We start from the raw sequence: 14,615 nt of genomic DNA, 5'->3' as shown, positions 1-14,615 counted from the left end.
TGCCTCCTAATGTAAGAAACCTGTAAGTGGATCTGATGCTGCTGCACCACGAGTAAGCACTCTTCCAAGGCCTGCCAAGTATGCTTTTCTTCCTGCTTCAATAGCGTCCTTGAATGCTGAAGCCATAAGTGTCAAATCTCCTGCCGTTGCAAGCGCAGTATTTGCCATTATTGCCGCAGCCCCCATTTCCATTGCTTCACATGCCTGTGATGGCTTTCCAATTCCAGCATCTACTATAATAGGCAAATCTATTTCATCAATAAGAATCTGTATAAACTCTTTTGTAGCCAAACCTTTATTTGAACCTATAGGTGATGCAAGTGGCATGATGGATGCAGCTCCAACATTTTGCAATTCTCTTGCAACATTCAAATCTGGATACATATAAGGCATAACCACAAAGCCTTCTTTTGCAAGAATTTCTGTCGCTTTTATTGTTTCGTAATTATCAGGAAGTAAATACTTTGTATCCCTCATAATCTCGATTTTTACAAAATCACCACAACCAAGCTCCCTTGCAAGCCTAGCTATTCTCACTGCTTCCTTTGCATCTCTTGCGCCACTTGTATTTGGAAGTAAAGTTACATTCTTTGGAATATAATCCAAAATATTTTCTTCATCCTTGGTATTCGTTCTTCGAACTGCAAGAGTGATTATTTCTGCTCCTGCGTCTTTTGTTGCTGCCTCAATAAGCTTCATCGAATATTTTCCTGATCCCAAAATAAAACGAGAATCAAATTCTTTACCACCGATTACCAGTTTGTCATTTTCCATTCCATTTTCCTCTTTCATTTTTATGCGTCTAATTCTCCAATGAGAATTTTAATTACCATATGTGCTTCGTGTGCTCCGCAAACCATCACTCTAGATGAAATCAATCCGATACCATCATTAACATCACTAACCCCATCTCCGGAAAGATAGAATCTCTTTGATACTCTTCTAGTCTTTATATCATTTGCACTGCCAAATCCCGCCATGCCAGAACTAGAGAGAATATACTTATCTGGCATTTGTTCTAGTACCAGATTAACAAGCATAGCCTTACTTTCAGGTGAATCAAAAGCCTCACAGACAATATCCGCCTTTTCTATCAATGGCTTTGTGTTAGCCTCTGTCAGCTTTATGTTATGAGTCTCAATCTTTATGTATGGATTTATTTCATGTAGATTAGCCGCCATTGCATCAGTTTTTTTCATACCAACCTGATTGATTTTGTAATGCTGTCTATGGAGATTGCTTACATCCACAAAATCATAGTCAATCAAAATCAAGTGGCCTATGCCCGCCCTTGCAAGACATGTGGCTATATTAGATCCCAAGCCACCGAGCCCACATATTGCAACCACAGCCTCGTCGAATTTTTTTTGATTTTCTGCACCATGTCTATCTACAAGTGCCTTATAGAACTCATCTTTTGTCGGTATCAATCAGCCGCCTCCTACAAAACTTACTACCTCAACAACATCTCCATCCTTTAAGATGGTCTCATTAAATGTTGTCTTAGAAATGATTTCTTCGTTAATCTCCACAGCAATAGTTCTAACGTCAAATTTAAAATCATCCAGTACAGTAGCAAGCGTCTTGTTTGCTAACTCATACTCTTTTCCATTTAAGAAAACCATTACTTCTCCTTTCCTTCTAGTTGGCCACACAATGATTAAGTGGCCCACTTCCTTTTCCCAAATCCAAATTTGCACCGATAGCTTTTTCAATATATGACTTCGCATTTACGATAGAATCTTTTAAGTCAAACCCCAGTGCCAAATTCGATGCAATAGCACTTGATAATGTGCAGCCTGTTCCATGAGTGTTGGTGCTATCAATTCTCTGGCCCTCAAACCATGTAACGCATCCATTATCAAAAAGAACATCGCTAGCATCCTCCACACAGTGACCGCCTTTTACAAGAACTCCACATCCATATTTTTCACCAAGCTTTTTGGCTGCCTGCTCCATATCTATTTTGTCTTCTATCTTCATCCCCGTTAGCACTTCGGCTTCAGGTATATTGGGTGTAATAACTCTAGCCAGTGGAAACAACATTTTTGCCATCACTGCTGGGGTAGAGTTTTCCATCAATCTACTTCCGCTTGTAGCCACCATAACCGGGTCCACCACAATATTCTTTGTTCCAAATTCCTTAAGCTTTCTAGCTACCACTCGCACTTGCTCCACTGATGGAAGCATTCCAATTTTCACTGCATCTGCTGGTATATCAGTCAAACAAGCATCTATTTGTTCTTCCAAAAAATGTGGCGATGATTCCACAATCTCTGTAACCCCTGTGGTATTTTGTGCTGTAAGCGCAGTAATTGCAGTCATTCCATAGACTTTATGAGCAGACATGGTTTTTAAATCTGCCTGTATTCCAGCTCCACCGCTGCTATCACTTCCTGCAATTGATAAAACTACCTTCATCCTTTTATCTCCCTAAACTTCTTTTTCATACTTTCAGCAGCATTTCGTGGCGAATCTGCTTTCATAATAGCTGAAACAGCGCATACCCCAGCTATGTCAATTCCTTTTAATACATCCATATTAGAAGCATTCAAACCGCCAATAGCATTAACTGGTATAGGAACTGCCTGGCATATTGCATCCAATGTCTCCGTGGATGTAATGATAGTTTTTACTTTTGTAGTAGTTGGATAGATTGCGCCAACTCCCAGATAATCAGCCCCAGCCTCATATGCTGCTTTTGCTACATCCACTTTCTTGGCAGTGGCTCCCAAAATCTTCTCAGGCCCGATAATCCTTCTTGCCATCTCAAGTGGCATATCCTCTGCCCCCAAATGGACCCCCTCGCAATCCACAGCAAGCATTACATCCACACGATCATCAATAATCAGCGGAACATTGTACTTTCTGCAAATATCATGTACTGCCTGTGCCAGTTCAATATATTCCTTTGTGGTACGATTTTTTTCTCGAAGCTGCATCAAAGTGACGCCGCCCTTTAAGGCATCCTCAACTCGCCACAGGAATTCATCTAGCTCATAAGGTGTACTGTCAGTAATAAAATAAAGCTCGCTATTAAATTCCATTATTCCTCCTTTTTTGCATAAAAAAACGGAAGCTACCTGATTTCTCAAATAGCTTCCGCATAATATCAATATCATTATTAATCGGCGTCCCTACGTTGGCATTATCCAAATCAGGTTCTCGGTCGAAGGTCACACCTTCCTCTCAGCCTGTCTACAAGCTCCCGTCTCATATTAAATTCCTTACATATAATGCTACAAGTGTGGCAAAAAATCAACACCTAATTGCAAAGTGCCTCCACCTGTTCTTTCTTTTCGAAGAGGACGCAGCCACCTACATGGTCATCCTTTAGGATGTCGCCTGCCTGGAGTACCTGGAAGAGACGTGATGAAATAGCACCTCGAAGGCCCATGTCCATTACGTTTGTGTCGGAGAATGGCGAGAATGGGCATGGCTCAGCTCCACCATGGGAATTGATGTGGAAAAATCCTCTGCCTGCCGCTACACATCCGCCTGATGACTTTTCATCACCTGGGAATGAGATGAATACCATGTCCTCATATTCCTCACGAAGAGTGGCAATTCTTGCTCTAAGCTGCTCTTCCTGGTCCTCGCTAAGGGCAAGATGCTTGCTCTCATCTGATACAGGAACATACTCAACATAGATTACAGCCTTGCAGCCATATCCCTGAAGCATAGATACAAAATCATCAGAAAGGACATCGTCAAAGTTTTCTGTAGTAACTGTAACTGAATTACCGAATATTTGACCATTCTTTTTGAATGTTTCCATGTTTGAAATAAGCTTATCGTAAATTCCTTCGCCACGACGGCTGTCAGTTGCTTCCTTGTGGCCTTCAATGCTCATGATTGGCACAAGGTTTCTGTTTTTATCAAATAACTCAAAGTACTCATCGCTGATGAATACTCCATTTGTAAAGATTGGGAAAAGAATATTAGGCTTCTTTGCAGCTGCCTTGATGACGCCCTTTCTAAGAAGAGGTTCGCCACCTGCCAAAAGAATAAAGCTGATTCCTAAATCCTCTGCTTCATCGAAGATGGTAAGCCACTGTTCATCGCTAAGCTGATTTACAGGCTCACAATCCTTTGTGGCATCGTTCTGACGAGAATAACAGCCAGCACAATGTAAGTTGCAATTGCTAGTGATTGATGCAATTAGGAATGGAGGAACATGCAAGCCCTCTTCCTTGAATTTCTTTCTAACATCAGCAGCTTTCTTTGTTGCTAATGCAAACTTTGCCATAAAAATGCTTTCAGCTGGATCTTTCAAAGTAGCACGAATTGAATCCTTTACAACTCGCTCTACACCAGCTGTCATATACGCTTGAATATCAAATTCCTTTTCCATATATACACCTCTTAAATAATCTTATCATCCCGTCGCATCAATTGTGTGTGATTCAATTTTGTAAAATCATTATACTCCTGTTGATAATCATTTTCAATTATAAATACAAAGTAAAAAAAGCTGCCCGCCAGCAGCTTTTTTTGGGAGAATGATATATGAAAAAGTTTTATCGCTCTTGCGATGATTGTATATTACTCTCCCATTATGAACTTGTACTGTTACTTATCTGAAATCTATGTGAAGATTGTAAAATCTATTTTATTCTTCACCTATTCCTTGCATAGCCTTATCCAGTAGCTTCTTTAACTGAGTCTTTTCCTCATCTGAAAGATTTAGACACCCTTTCATTTGCGCTGGAACCTTTTTAGCTTTTTCTTTTAATGCCTGTCCCTCATCTGTAAGTTTAATAACAAGCTTTCGTTCATCCTTTTCAGATCTTCCTCTGGTAATCATGCCTTGCTTTTCTAATCGCTTTAAAAGTGGAGCCAAAGTGCCTGAATCCAAATGCACGCACTTTCCAATTTCTCCTTCAGTCAAATCGCCAGCCTGCCATAAAGCCATCATGACAATATACTGGGTGTAGGTAAGATTAAGTTCCTCAAGAGGCTTTCTATACTTACGTACAACCTCCTTAGCACATGCATACAATGGAAAACAAAGCTGATTCTCCAAACATAAAACCTTATCTGATGTTTTTGTCATTTTATACTCTCCTATAATTCGTTCACATTAGTATTGTGTACAATAATAATGTATCAACGATATTACAGAAAGTCGAGATATAGCTAAACGCAAATACTAAATCATTTTGCATTGATTTAATTTTACAAAATTAAGCGCCAATAAATGGACGTATTTCACTAGGAGCAAATTCCTGTATGATGCCGGCTAGTTTATCGCATGGCATTGGATTTGGTTCCAATAGCCAGCCACATACGTACTGACATATGCCACATACGTACATCTTAATCAATGCCATCATTTCATCAGATAACTCATCTTTTCCTGATTTACTTTTCACTTCTTTTACAAGTAAATCACGGTTTGTATTGGCCATCTGAAAAACAAAAGAATCCATCCCCTTGGTATTCTTTAATGCGTTGATTATAAAAGACTTGTTGTCCATAAAATACTGAAGATTACAACTAATTGTATCCTTCCATGTCCAGCCATCTTTCCCTACGTTTTTAATATGCTTTTGCGCTTCCTGCAAATAAATCCAAGTAATCAAATCATATTTGTCCCTAAAATGATTGTAAAAAGTAGGCTGTGTCATTCCACAATTATCAGTGATATTTGTAATCGTAATTTTATTAATTGGCTTTTTCTCTGCCAACTCTTTGAAAGATTCCGCCAAAATTTCTTTTGTTGACATCCTGTGCATAGCCTCTCCCCCTTCCTACTATGCTTATTTTACCAATATTTTTCTTGCAACTTCAATACCAACTTTATAAGGTGCAATTCACATAATTTAGCTATACAATTCATCAATATTACGTGATATACTCTTTAATTGTATGATATATGTTTGGGGAATAATCAAGATTTAGGAGACCCATTATGACTAAAAATAACAAACTCAATGGAATCATTTGTATTCTATTAGCCGCTGTCGGCTTTTCATTAATGACATTCTTTGTCCGTATTTCCGGCGATTTGCCAACCATGCAAAAAGCTTTCTTTAGAAATTTTGTAGCTATGTTTGTTGCCATCGCAGCTCTTCTAAGGGCCAACGTAGGAATTAAAGTTGAAAGGCCAAGTATTCCACCTTTGTTTGCAAGATGCTTTTTCGGAACATCAGGACTTATTGCAAACTTCTATGCTATCGATAGATTAGGAATTGCCGACGCCAACATGCTAAATAAGCTATCACCATTCTTTGCTATTATTCTTTCTATTTTTATTTTGAAGGAATATCCAAAGCGTGTTGATATCGCAGCTACTATCATTGCTTTTATTGGCGCATTATTCATCATCAGACCAACAGGCCTTATAACAGAAACTGTTCCTGCACTCATCGGCCTATTTGGTGGCTTTGGCGCAGGAACAGCATATGTTTGTGTCCGCAAGCTTGGACAACAAGGTGTAAAAACTCCTGTTATTGTATTTTATTTTTCGTTCTTTTCATGTGTGGTGACTCTACCATTTTTAATTACAGATTTTGCACCAATGAGTCCAACACAACTGCTATGCCTGCTTATGGCTGGCGTAAGCGCATCACTTGGACAGTTCTCAATCACCACCGCTTACAAATACGCTCCTGCAAAAGAGATTTCTGTATTTGATTACACACAGGTTGTATTTGCTGCAATCCTTGGAATCATCTTCCTTGGTGAGATTCCTTCGATCCTCAGTATTGCAGGATATGCCATCATTATCGGTGTTGCCGTATTCAGATGGTACATGAATCTAAAAACTGAATAGAATTAGGTTTCAAGAAAAATAACCTTAGTATTGTCCGGGCCCATCACAGTCAATGTTCTATGATTTGTGTATGGGTCCGTTCCACATTCACTTGTTATATTTGCCTTATCTAATCTTCGCTTTATACCATCCATATTGTGGTGTGCAAGCACTATAGTCTGGGCCGGTATATCATTCTGCTTGTTCAAACAATGTACTTCCAAGGAAGTCCTTCCCATTGATAGAAGTAAGTTTGTCTGAGTAACATCTTTTGGAATAATAATCTTCTTAATCTGGAATCCCAAATCTTTTACATAGAAATTCCAAATCTCATCCTCATCTGTAGCCTGGATGATTACACGATTAATTGCAAGCTTCTTTGAAAATGGAAAAAGAACACCATTCTTTGCCAGCTTCTTCCAACGCTTGTAATACTTAAAATCCTTTCTCCACTCTGGATTTGTAAGCGTGTACGCACGATGCATATACAACGCTATTCCAATAAATCCGCCAAATGTATCTGCTATAACATCTGCAGTATCATATGTTCCACGCTTTGTGATAAGCTGCAAATTCTCGATTACAATAGAGGAAACAAAACACATTATAAGAGATCTGCTCCATGCGTGATTTCTGAACCATCTGAAAATATATGGAAGCAAGTATCCCATAGGAATGAACACCATAACATTGAGGTAAAACTCGATAAACTCTTCCTCTGGAAGCTCGATATCTTGCCAAGTCATAGTGAAAATACTAAAGCCCGCATTACGAACTACATAATCTGGATTTGGAGTTCTTGCAAGAAATACTAAATAGAAAAGGAAAAATAGATAAACTACAAAGGCCACCCAAAGAATAATTTTTCTGATGATTGCGCTTTTATCTGCGTTTTTGCTAGAACTAACGCCGCCCTGTAGATTTAAACCGATTTTGTTACAGATTTTATTATCAAAAAAAGGTAATAGATAGGCGAGGAGCAAAGCTATGATAGTTGCTCCTACGACTATTATTACATTCGAAATCCAATTATTCGCATAAAAATCATAAAAACTATTAAGTTCCAATTATTGTCTCCAATCTCAAAGCAGTATATTCATTGTAAAAAGTATACTTAGTAATTGTCAACAATTTGTGTAGAAGGCAACAGATTATTTATTTAATCTATGCAAATCCTTACGTTCTACGACTATAAGCAACAAGTCATCTGCGTTAAGCGCCTCTGCTGGGTCCAGAATTTTCCAGCCTGATCCGCGTTTCAATGCAATAACGTTAGCTTTATAATTCTTACGTACATTCAATTCCATCATGTTTTTACCAATCCATTTTTGAAGAGGATTGATTTCAATCATGCAAAGGTTGCCATCCACCTTGAAGTAATCAAGGAATGTGTCTGAAGAAAGAATTCTAGCAGACTGCTCTCCGCCATACTCCTCAGGAACGATTACCTTGTTGGCACCAATCTTTTTAAGAATAGATGTCATTCTGTCTGAAGAACTTTTGGCAACAATAAGTGGAACACCCTGTTCCTTGGCAACTGCAACAGCCATGATACTTGCAGCAAGATTTCCTGCCATTGCTACCGCAACGATATCCATATTTTTAAGACCTAATGAAATAACCTCATCTTCGTTTGTAATGTCTGCACATACAGCAGCTGTACAGAAACCATTAAGCTCTTTGAGCTTATCCTGATCCTGGTCGACGATTAAAACATCGGCGCCCATTTCATACATATTTTTTGCCAAGCTGGCACCATATTTTCCAAGTCCTAATACTGCAATTGATTTTTTCATAATGTCTCCTATCCTACAAAAAAGCTTCCTTCTAAATATCTACATTTATTATTTTTATGTCTTTTACCTGCAAAGAAAATTGCAAGGGATATAGGTCCTATTCTGCCTAAATACATGGCAAGAATAATGATTAACTGGCCTGCCAGATTGAGACTACCTGTCAATCCTCTGGTAAGTCCCACTGTGGCAGATGCACTAATGATTTCATATAAACCGTCCTGCATATTAATAGGATTTGTTGAAATCAATGCAAGTGTAAGAACAACGATTGTAAAAGCAGCTACAGCAACAATAACTGTGGCCTTTCTCATGTTTTCCTCTGTGACTCTTCTGTTAAAAGTAATTGTTTGGTCATCATCTCTGATATATGAAATGATATTCAACAGCGCCAAATAAATTGTAACTGTCTTAACACCACCTGCTGTACCTATAGGCGAACCACCTATAAACATCCAAATATACGATATAACACAAGAAAAATCTGTCATGTTTTCCTGGGCAAATGAAGCAAAGCCTGCAGTTCTCAAGGTAACCGATTCAAAGAAGCTGTTAATAATCTTATCCATTAAAGAAAAATGACCAATAGTATATATATTATCGTACTCGGCTATAAAGATAAGGACTGCACCTATAATAATCAATGCAAATGTTACGCTTAAGACTAGCTTCGTGTGCTCATTAAATCTTTTAAAAATTATAACTGGATTGTATTTCTTCTTGATTCCATATTTAATCTTTTCAGACATATCAAACCAGACTACGTATCCTAAACCACCCATAACAATCAAAAACATGGTATTGATCATAATCAGCGGATTATCATGGTACGCTATTAAACTGCTATCTCCAAATATATCTATTCCCGCATTACAAAAGGCTGATATAGATGTGAATACCGAATACCAGATGCCTCTTGCCACGCCAAATCTAGGAATAAAATCTATAGCATATACAGCAGCTCCAAATGTTTCAACCTTTGCCACATCCTTAAAAATTCTGATGAGCAGTTTTAATACTCCTACATCTGTTTCCAGGTTAAGTGATTCCTGAAGCATTTTGCGGTCGGCGATTGAAAACTTCTTTTGAGTAATAAGCATAATCATGGAAACAACTGTTATGATTCCAAGACCACCTGCCTGAATAAGTATAAGAATTATTATTTTGCCAAGTAGACTATAGTGGGTAGCCACATTTACAACTGTAAGCCCTGTTACACAGGCCGATGTGGTAGCGGTGAATAGCGATGGGATAAAACCAGTCCAACTGCCATCTGCCGATGCCCACGGTAACATTAAAATAAGCCCTCCTATTACAATTGTAATAAGAAAGCTTAATGGTATTAAATGAATAGATGTTAACTTTAGCGGTTTCATTTAAATCAAATCTCCCAAAGATTTATAGATGCTCTTTTCGCATCATTAAAAACGCTAATAATAATAACACACTTGATATTAAAATACACCTATATCCTAAATATATAGATAAAATTCCACCGATGCCTGCACCAATCGCAAATACGATAATAATTCCATAATAGTGCATTGCCTTTTTTAAGGCACCCTTTTCATGATTTCTAAGATATACTGAAAGGCTCTCTGTACCGCTTCTAAGGTTGCCAATGCACATGGTGCTGGCATAAGGATATCCGTTTACCTTTCTAAATGACTGAACCTGCATGGCACATGCTAAGGATACTAAAACATTGGCCACTACATTTAATGATGCAGGTAAAAAAGCCACTGCCGACAAAACTATGATTTCTATTAAAAGAACTATCTGACGCCAATGGATTTTTTTAGCGTTTCGATAATGAAAACTTACTTGCTCTGCTATAAGTATTCCTACTGCAAAAGAAAGAATTGGCAGTAAGTAATGTAATCCCGCTGCCCACTCTCTTTGCATTAAATGCTGAGACATAAGGACAATATTTCCTGTTTGAGCGTTTGCAAATACCTTATCCCTAAGATTGTAGGTGTAGGCATCCTGAAAGCCTCCTGAAGCAGAAACTATAGCGCTTAGTAAGAATGATTCAGATGTTTGTCGTGATTTCATAGTTTATTACTTCCGTTTTAAAGATCTAAGATACTGCTTGTGTTCATCTGTGACTCTGTAGCTTTCAATAGATTTTTGAATAGCCTTATTATGAGTCCATTTATCAAGCACATTGTTTTCAATGTATGGCAATGCTGCCTCATACTGCTTAGCAAGAGCTGTAGCAAAATACCATGCTATAGCCATATTTATGTAGTATTCATCAGATTTAACTGATGCAACTATTTTCAAATATTCTTCATCAAAGTCTTCATCTAAAAACTGGGACATATAAGAGACAATAGCAAACCTGACTGTATAAATGTCATTTGTACCAATCCATTTTAACAGCTGACCAGACACCAAATCATGATTCTTTTTGAAACACTTTGGTGACATTTGGTCGCATGTAGCCCAGTTGTCCACATATGGAAGAAACTGTTTAAGCCTAGTTATACACTCATCATAATCCTTGATTTCACTAATCAAGAATGCATGAATCTGATTTTCATCAAAATACTGATGTGGCAAATCATCAAGAAAATCTGCCACATCCTTTCGCTTACCATATCCTTTTGCGAGCTTGCGAAGGACTGGAGTGCGTACTCCGATAGCTGAGCCCTCTGCAATCGTAGGTGTAAGCTTGCTTTGAAAATCCCTATATTTAATATCCTGGTTTGCAAATAAATCTGCTCTGATTTCTTCTGTTATCATATGTTTTACATTGAAATAATCCCAAACACGTTAAGTATAGCACTAATCAAAATAATAACAACAAACAATGGGCAAAGGAATTTAATCATGAAAGAGAATACAGCCTTTCTCTTAAATGGATGATTCTCCTGCTCAACTTCTGCTTCGAGTCTTTCTACTGTCATAAACTTAGTAATAAGAATACATGTAGCAAGAGCTGCTATAGGCATCATTACTGAGTTTGTAAGGAAATCAAAGAAATCCAAGAACTGCATGCCAATGATTTTAACATTCGCAAGTGGTCCATTACCAAGTGATGATAAGCTTCCAAGAACAACCATGATAACAGCCATAACATTTGTTCCAAACTTTCTGCTCCACTTGAATTCATCTTCAAATGTAGAAACAGCACTTTCTGTAAGTGCAATTGCGCTTGTTACTGCAGCAAACAAAACTAACGCAAAGAAAAGAATTCCGATAATTCTTCCAAATCCCATGCTGGCAAAAATCTTTGGCATTGTAATAAACATAAGTGATGGGCCAGCATTTAATGTGCTTTCATCTCCTCCAGAGAATGCAAACACTGCAGGAATAATCATAAGGCTGGCCATAATAGCGATTGCTGTATCAAAAATCTCTACCTGCTTTGTGGATTCCTCGATGCTGACTTCTTTCTTTACATAAGAACCAAATGTAATAAGAATACCCATGGCAATTGATAATGAATAAAACATCTGTCCCATTGCAGTAACAATTGTCATAATCGAAAAATGCTTAAAATTAGGGATAAATAAATATTTTACTCCACTAAATGCCCCTGGTCTTGTAACTGAATAAATGCAGATTATAATGGCAAGTACCACCAGGATTGGCATAACGAACTTTGATACTCGCTCAATACCATTTTCTACACCCTTGTAAATAACAAATAAAACTAATATCGTAAATACGATAAACCAAAACTCTGCATCATATCCATTTGTAATGAAATCCACGAAGAATGTATCTGAAGCGATTTCATTTACATCTGCTCTGATATATTCAAATAAATACTTACATACCCAGCCACCGATAACTGAATAGTAAGGAACTATAAGGATAGGAATGATTGCATTAATCCATCCTCCTAATCCCATTATTTTGTTGTGACTTAAATCCCTGAATGCCCCGACTGGGCTTTTGCTTGTAGCGCGTCCTATTGCAGTCTCTGCAACGATCATTGTGTATCCAAATGTTAAAGCAAGAACTATATAAACAATTAAAAAGATTCCTCCTCCATATTTAGCACATAAGTAAGGGAATCTCCAAATATTTCCTAATCCTACTGATGCTCCAGCTGCTGAAAGCACAAAACCAATCTTTCCCGAGAAACTACCTCGATTACCTTTCTTCAATTAATTACTCCTCCATGTTACTTTAATACTTTAAGCTGTTAAACTTGTACAGTAACATAGTATAGCAAAAAAAATTGCTTCAAGGAAGAGCCTTGAAGCAAAAATTTAAACTTATATTATATTTTTTATTCTGGTCATTCTTTCATCCAATTCATGGTACACAGGCTCAAGCGGCCAAGGCATAAGCTCTATGTATTCTTTATCACCTGGATTTAATTTTTCTAGCTGCTTTATAAAGGCTTCATCCCGTTTATATAGCAGCCTTCCGAAATCACATTGGACATATTTCGTTTGTGAATTGTCGATTTGTTCAGTCACCCTCCGAAAGCTTATCCTACCAAAACTATCCTGCTCCTTAACAAAGCTTACCTTTTCGTGGGATGGCTGTGGTTCCTCAAGACAAATCTTTCCAATATTAAGAAAATGCTCCCACATGTAGCCTGCAATCTTTTCTTTTGAGATAGGATAATCAAGCTCATCTGCTATCTGCGATATAGAATATCCCAAATCAGCAAGATGGCGTACTGCTCCACCTGCCGCAGCATCATTTATGAAATTCGATAAAGCTTTATTAAACTCTTTCATGACCTTTTCTGTTCTTTATAATACAAAGCTTCTCATTGCAATTTGCACACTGAAGATGTTTATTGCTTCCAAACCAAAATGTCTCTGGATGTTTCGCATAGCCCACTTCCCATTTAATAAGGACGATAAGTGCCGTAAAGAAAAGACTCCATGAAAAGAAATTCTTTATAAACAGCATTGGAGTAAACATCATGAAATATCCCCAGTCATAGATTCTGCAGTTGATACAGCATTTGTTATGCATGATAAATGACTGGAATGGACAGAATATTAAAATACAGATATAGTCGCACAGATAGAAAAATACTGTCAACATCAACATATCTGCAGCACCTATTACCTTAAAGAGATACAATACTGCAAACACAGCATTAAATGTCAACCAGACTAGCATTACAATCCAAGCTCTTACATTCATCTGCTGGACAAACTCTAAAAGATTCAGCCTTGAATACCCCTCAACTTCATCAAAGGTTTTGACATCACCTTTAAAATAGGCCATAGAAAGATACTTATGAGGAATGATATGCTGTAGCATCATCACCATAAATATCCCCCACAACACATGTAATGGGCTGATACCGTACTCTGCAATACCAAATGTAAACTCGTGAGTCATAAAGCCAACAAGCATATCTTTACGAAAGATATATGCTCCAAATATAAATAGGAATACAAAAACTCGGAACCCTAAATTGATTAGAGCTCTTTTCATCATCTTGGTCATGTATTAATACCTCTCACAAAACATAAACCAATATATAAACTAATGATTCTTTTTACTAGCAATCTCCTGAAGCTCAAATCTATATTTCTGAGTAACCTCTGGATACTTTTCATGATCCACTTCGGATAAAAACATTTCCTTTGGTCTTACCCACAAAGAACCATCATCGTACAGCTTGCGATATACTACCATTTCTTCCTGTGTCTCAGAATCCCTAGCTATATCCTCAACCAAATAATAATCCCCTTTGAAGTGTTTGTATACTCTGTGTAAAACTAATTCTTGCATTGTGTCCTCCTTGTAAATAGTATCTATTTATATTTTATTACGAGATAAATATTACTGCAAATAAAAAAGCTCCAAGGAAGCAAGCTTCCTGGAGCTTTTTTGTAGTTGCACAATTTGCAACAATAATTATCTCTTTGAGAACGATTAATCTGGTGGCAACTTTATATCTGTTTTTTTTCCAATACCTTTCGTCTTTACAAACCGAAAATGTCGTACTCATTTATATTCGGATATAATCGACGATGCGCTTTTTCTATCCAACGTAAAAACATTCCAATTTTCTAGAAAACTATCGTAGAGCGAGATATCAACCACATAAAGGATACCCTTTCCTTCTTTCATCT

Annotated in this window: 19 protein-coding genes and 1 riboswitch; of the genes, 1 reads left to right on the top strand and 18 read right to left on the bottom strand. The window is 37.5% G+C overall.

Annotated features, from left to right (window positions below; translation table 11 throughout):
- Positions 1-6 precede the first annotated feature (6 nt).
- The 8 genes from BMY66_RS07205 to BMY66_RS07170 all read right to left on the bottom strand — a co-directional run bounded on the left by BMY66_RS07205 (position 7) and on the right by BMY66_RS07170 (position 5,729).
- Positions 7-774 carry a thiazole synthase gene (locus BMY66_RS07205; RefSeq protein WP_044938489.1) on the bottom strand — a complete coding sequence of 256 codons (768 nt, stop codon included), beginning with the start codon at positions 772-774 and terminating at the stop codon, positions 7-9.
- A 20-nt stretch (positions 775-794) separates the two neighbouring features.
- Complete coding sequence (gene thiF / locus BMY66_RS07200) at positions 795-1,430, bottom strand: sulfur carrier protein ThiS adenylyltransferase ThiF (protein ID WP_090394680.1); 636 nt, start codon at positions 1,428-1,430, stop codon at positions 795-797.
- The gene (thiS, locus tag BMY66_RS07195; RefSeq protein WP_044938118.1) at positions 1,431-1,625 is read right to left on the bottom strand and encodes a sulfur carrier protein ThiS; all 195 of its coding nucleotides are present in this window, start codon (positions 1,623-1,625) and stop codon (positions 1,431-1,433) included.
- 16 nt (positions 1,626-1,641) lie between these two features.
- The gene (gene thiD / locus BMY66_RS07190) at positions 1,642-2,421 is read right to left on the bottom strand and encodes a bifunctional hydroxymethylpyrimidine kinase/phosphomethylpyrimidine kinase (RefSeq protein WP_090394679.1); all 780 of its coding nucleotides are present in this window, start codon (positions 2,419-2,421) and stop codon (positions 1,642-1,644) included.
- On the bottom strand, positions 2,418-3,047 hold the full coding sequence (thiE, locus tag BMY66_RS07185) for a thiamine phosphate synthase (protein WP_090394678.1): 630 nt from the start codon (positions 3,045-3,047) through the stop codon (positions 2,418-2,420). The genes thiD and thiE overlap by 4 nt, the downstream gene beginning before the upstream one ends.
- A gap of 70 nt (positions 3,048-3,117) precedes the next feature.
- A riboswitch (TPP riboswitch) is annotated at positions 3,118-3,222 on the bottom strand.
- A 43-nt stretch (positions 3,223-3,265) separates the two neighbouring features.
- On the bottom strand, positions 3,266-4,354 hold the full coding sequence (locus tag BMY66_RS07180) for a radical SAM/SPASM domain-containing protein (protein WP_090394677.1): 1,089 nt from the start codon (positions 4,352-4,354) through the stop codon (positions 3,266-3,268).
- Positions 4,355-4,612: 258 nt separating this feature from the next.
- Complete coding sequence (locus BMY66_RS07175) at positions 4,613-5,056, bottom strand: MarR family winged helix-turn-helix transcriptional regulator (protein WP_090394676.1); 444 nt, start codon at positions 5,054-5,056, stop codon at positions 4,613-4,615.
- A gap of 130 nt (positions 5,057-5,186) precedes the next feature.
- Complete coding sequence (locus BMY66_RS07170; RefSeq protein WP_177175609.1) at positions 5,187-5,729, bottom strand: TetR/AcrR family transcriptional regulator C-terminal domain-containing protein; 543 nt, start codon at positions 5,727-5,729, stop codon at positions 5,187-5,189.
- 185 nt (positions 5,730-5,914) lie between these two features.
- On the opposite strand from BMY66_RS07170, the gene BMY66_RS07165 reads away from it, so the two are divergent.
- The gene (locus BMY66_RS07165) at positions 5,915-6,778 is read left to right on the top strand and encodes a DMT family transporter (RefSeq protein WP_090394674.1); all 864 of its coding nucleotides are present in this window, start codon (positions 5,915-5,917) and stop codon (positions 6,776-6,778) included.
- A gap of 2 nt (positions 6,779-6,780) precedes the next feature.
- On the opposite strand, the gene BMY66_RS07160 is transcribed toward BMY66_RS07165, so the two are convergent.
- The 10 genes from BMY66_RS07160 to BMY66_RS13745 form a co-directional block, all read right to left on the bottom strand.
- Entirely contained in the window at positions 6,781-7,824 is a 1,044-nt protein-coding gene (locus BMY66_RS07160) for a VanZ family protein (RefSeq protein ID WP_044938135.1), read from the bottom strand.
- An 84-nt stretch (positions 7,825-7,908) separates the two neighbouring features.
- On the bottom strand, positions 7,909-8,553 hold the full coding sequence (locus BMY66_RS07155; RefSeq protein WP_242942688.1) for a potassium channel family protein: 645 nt from the start codon (positions 8,551-8,553) through the stop codon (positions 7,909-7,911).
- A gap of 8 nt (positions 8,554-8,561) precedes the next feature.
- On the bottom strand, positions 8,562-9,845 hold the full coding sequence (locus BMY66_RS07150) for a TrkH family potassium uptake protein (RefSeq protein WP_242942687.1): 1,284 nt from the start codon (positions 9,843-9,845) through the stop codon (positions 8,562-8,564).
- A gap of 103 nt (positions 9,846-9,948) precedes the next feature.
- A complete protein-coding gene (locus tag BMY66_RS07145) occupies positions 9,949-10,605 on the bottom strand; it encodes a YoaK family protein (RefSeq protein ID WP_090394671.1) in 657 nt (218 codons plus the stop codon).
- 6 nt (positions 10,606-10,611) lie between these two features.
- Positions 10,612-11,298, bottom strand: coding sequence for a DNA alkylation repair protein (locus BMY66_RS07140; RefSeq protein ID WP_090394670.1), 687 nt, complete (start codon positions 11,296-11,298; stop codon positions 10,612-10,614).
- Positions 11,299-11,303: 5 nt separating this feature from the next.
- On the bottom strand, positions 11,304-12,671 hold the full coding sequence (locus BMY66_RS07135; protein ID WP_090394669.1) for a sodium-dependent transporter: 1,368 nt from the start codon (positions 12,669-12,671) through the stop codon (positions 11,304-11,306).
- Between the two features lie 111 nt (positions 12,672-12,782).
- Positions 12,783-13,256, bottom strand: coding sequence for a hypothetical protein (locus BMY66_RS07130; RefSeq protein ID WP_090394668.1), 474 nt, complete (start codon positions 13,254-13,256; stop codon positions 12,783-12,785).
- Positions 13,243-13,983 (bottom strand): hypothetical protein, encoded by a 741-nt coding sequence (locus BMY66_RS07125; RefSeq protein ID WP_090394667.1) that lies wholly within the window; start codon positions 13,981-13,983, stop codon positions 13,243-13,245. The genes BMY66_RS07130 and BMY66_RS07125 overlap by 14 nt, the downstream gene beginning before the upstream one ends.
- A 39-nt stretch (positions 13,984-14,022) precedes the next feature.
- Complete coding sequence (locus BMY66_RS07120; protein ID WP_033154488.1) at positions 14,023-14,271, bottom strand: DUF1653 domain-containing protein; 249 nt, start codon at positions 14,269-14,271, stop codon at positions 14,023-14,025.
- A gap of 37 nt (positions 14,272-14,308) precedes the next feature.
- Positions 14,309-14,491 (bottom strand): hypothetical protein, encoded by a 183-nt coding sequence (locus BMY66_RS13745; RefSeq protein WP_177175608.1) that lies wholly within the window; start codon positions 14,489-14,491, stop codon positions 14,309-14,311.
- Positions 14,492-14,615: the final 124 nt, after the last annotated feature.

It is taken from the genome of Pseudobutyrivibrio sp. C4 (assembly GCF_900111635.1).
Taxonomy (GTDB): Bacteria; Bacillota; Clostridia; order Lachnospirales; family Lachnospiraceae; genus Pseudobutyrivibrio; species Pseudobutyrivibrio ruminis.
The sequence above is the reverse complement of the archived record's forward strand: the minus strand, read 5'-3'. Positions and strand labels throughout refer to the sequence as shown.

What these genes read in the sequence shown, in the direction of transcription:
- BMY66_RS07150 (WP_242942687.1), bottom strand. Translation starts at nt 9,845, where the DNA reads ATGTTACCGTGGGCATCGGCAGATGGCAGTTGGACTGGTTTTATCCCA.
- thiS (WP_044938118.1), bottom strand. Translation starts at nt 1,625, where the DNA reads ATGGTTTTCTTAAATGGAAAAGAGTATGAGTTAGCAAACAAGACGCTT.
- BMY66_RS07125 (WP_090394667.1), bottom strand. Translation starts at nt 13,983, where the DNA reads ATGACCAAGATGATGAAAAGAGCTCTAATCAATTTAGGGTTCCGAGTT.
- BMY66_RS07175 (WP_090394676.1), bottom strand. Translation starts at nt 5,056, where the DNA reads ATGACAAAAACATCAGATAAGGTTTTATGTTTGGAGAATCAGCTTTGT.
- BMY66_RS13745 (WP_177175608.1), bottom strand. Translation starts at nt 14,491, where the DNA reads ATGAGTACGACATTTTCGGTTTGTAAAGACGAAAGGTATTGGAAAAAA.
- BMY66_RS07130 (WP_090394668.1), bottom strand. Translation starts at nt 13,256, where the DNA reads ATGAAAGAGTTTAATAAAGCTTTATCGAATTTCATAAATGATGCTGCG.
- thiE (WP_090394678.1), bottom strand. Translation starts at nt 3,047, where the DNA reads ATGGAATTTAATAGCGAGCTTTATTTTATTACTGACAGTACACCTTAT.
- BMY66_RS07170 (WP_177175609.1), bottom strand. Translation starts at nt 5,729, where the DNA reads ATGTCAACAAAAGAAATTTTGGCGGAATCTTTCAAAGAGTTGGCAGAG.
- BMY66_RS07120 (WP_033154488.1), bottom strand. Translation starts at nt 14,271, where the DNA reads ATGCAAGAATTAGTTTTACACAGAGTATACAAACACTTCAAAGGGGAT.
- BMY66_RS07140 (WP_090394670.1), bottom strand. Translation starts at nt 11,298, where the DNA reads ATGATAACAGAAGAAATCAGAGCAGATTTATTTGCAAACCAGGATATT.
- BMY66_RS07145 (WP_090394671.1), bottom strand. Translation starts at nt 10,605, where the DNA reads ATGAAATCACGACAAACATCTGAATCATTCTTACTAAGCGCTATAGTT.
- BMY66_RS07180 (WP_090394677.1), bottom strand. Translation starts at nt 4,354, where the DNA reads ATGGAAAAGGAATTTGATATTCAAGCGTATATGACAGCTGGTGTAGAG.
- thiD (WP_090394679.1), bottom strand. Translation starts at nt 2,421, where the DNA reads ATGAAGGTAGTTTTATCAATTGCAGGAAGTGATAGCAGCGGTGGAGCT.
- BMY66_RS07165 (WP_090394674.1), top strand. Translation starts at nt 5,915, where the DNA reads ATGACTAAAAATAACAAACTCAATGGAATCATTTGTATTCTATTAGCC.
- BMY66_RS07205 (WP_044938489.1), bottom strand. Translation starts at nt 774, where the DNA reads ATGGAAAATGACAAACTGGTAATCGGTGGTAAAGAATTTGATTCTCGT.
- BMY66_RS07155 (WP_242942688.1), bottom strand. Translation starts at nt 8,553, where the DNA reads ATGAAAAAATCAATTGCAGTATTAGGACTTGGAAAATATGGTGCCAGC.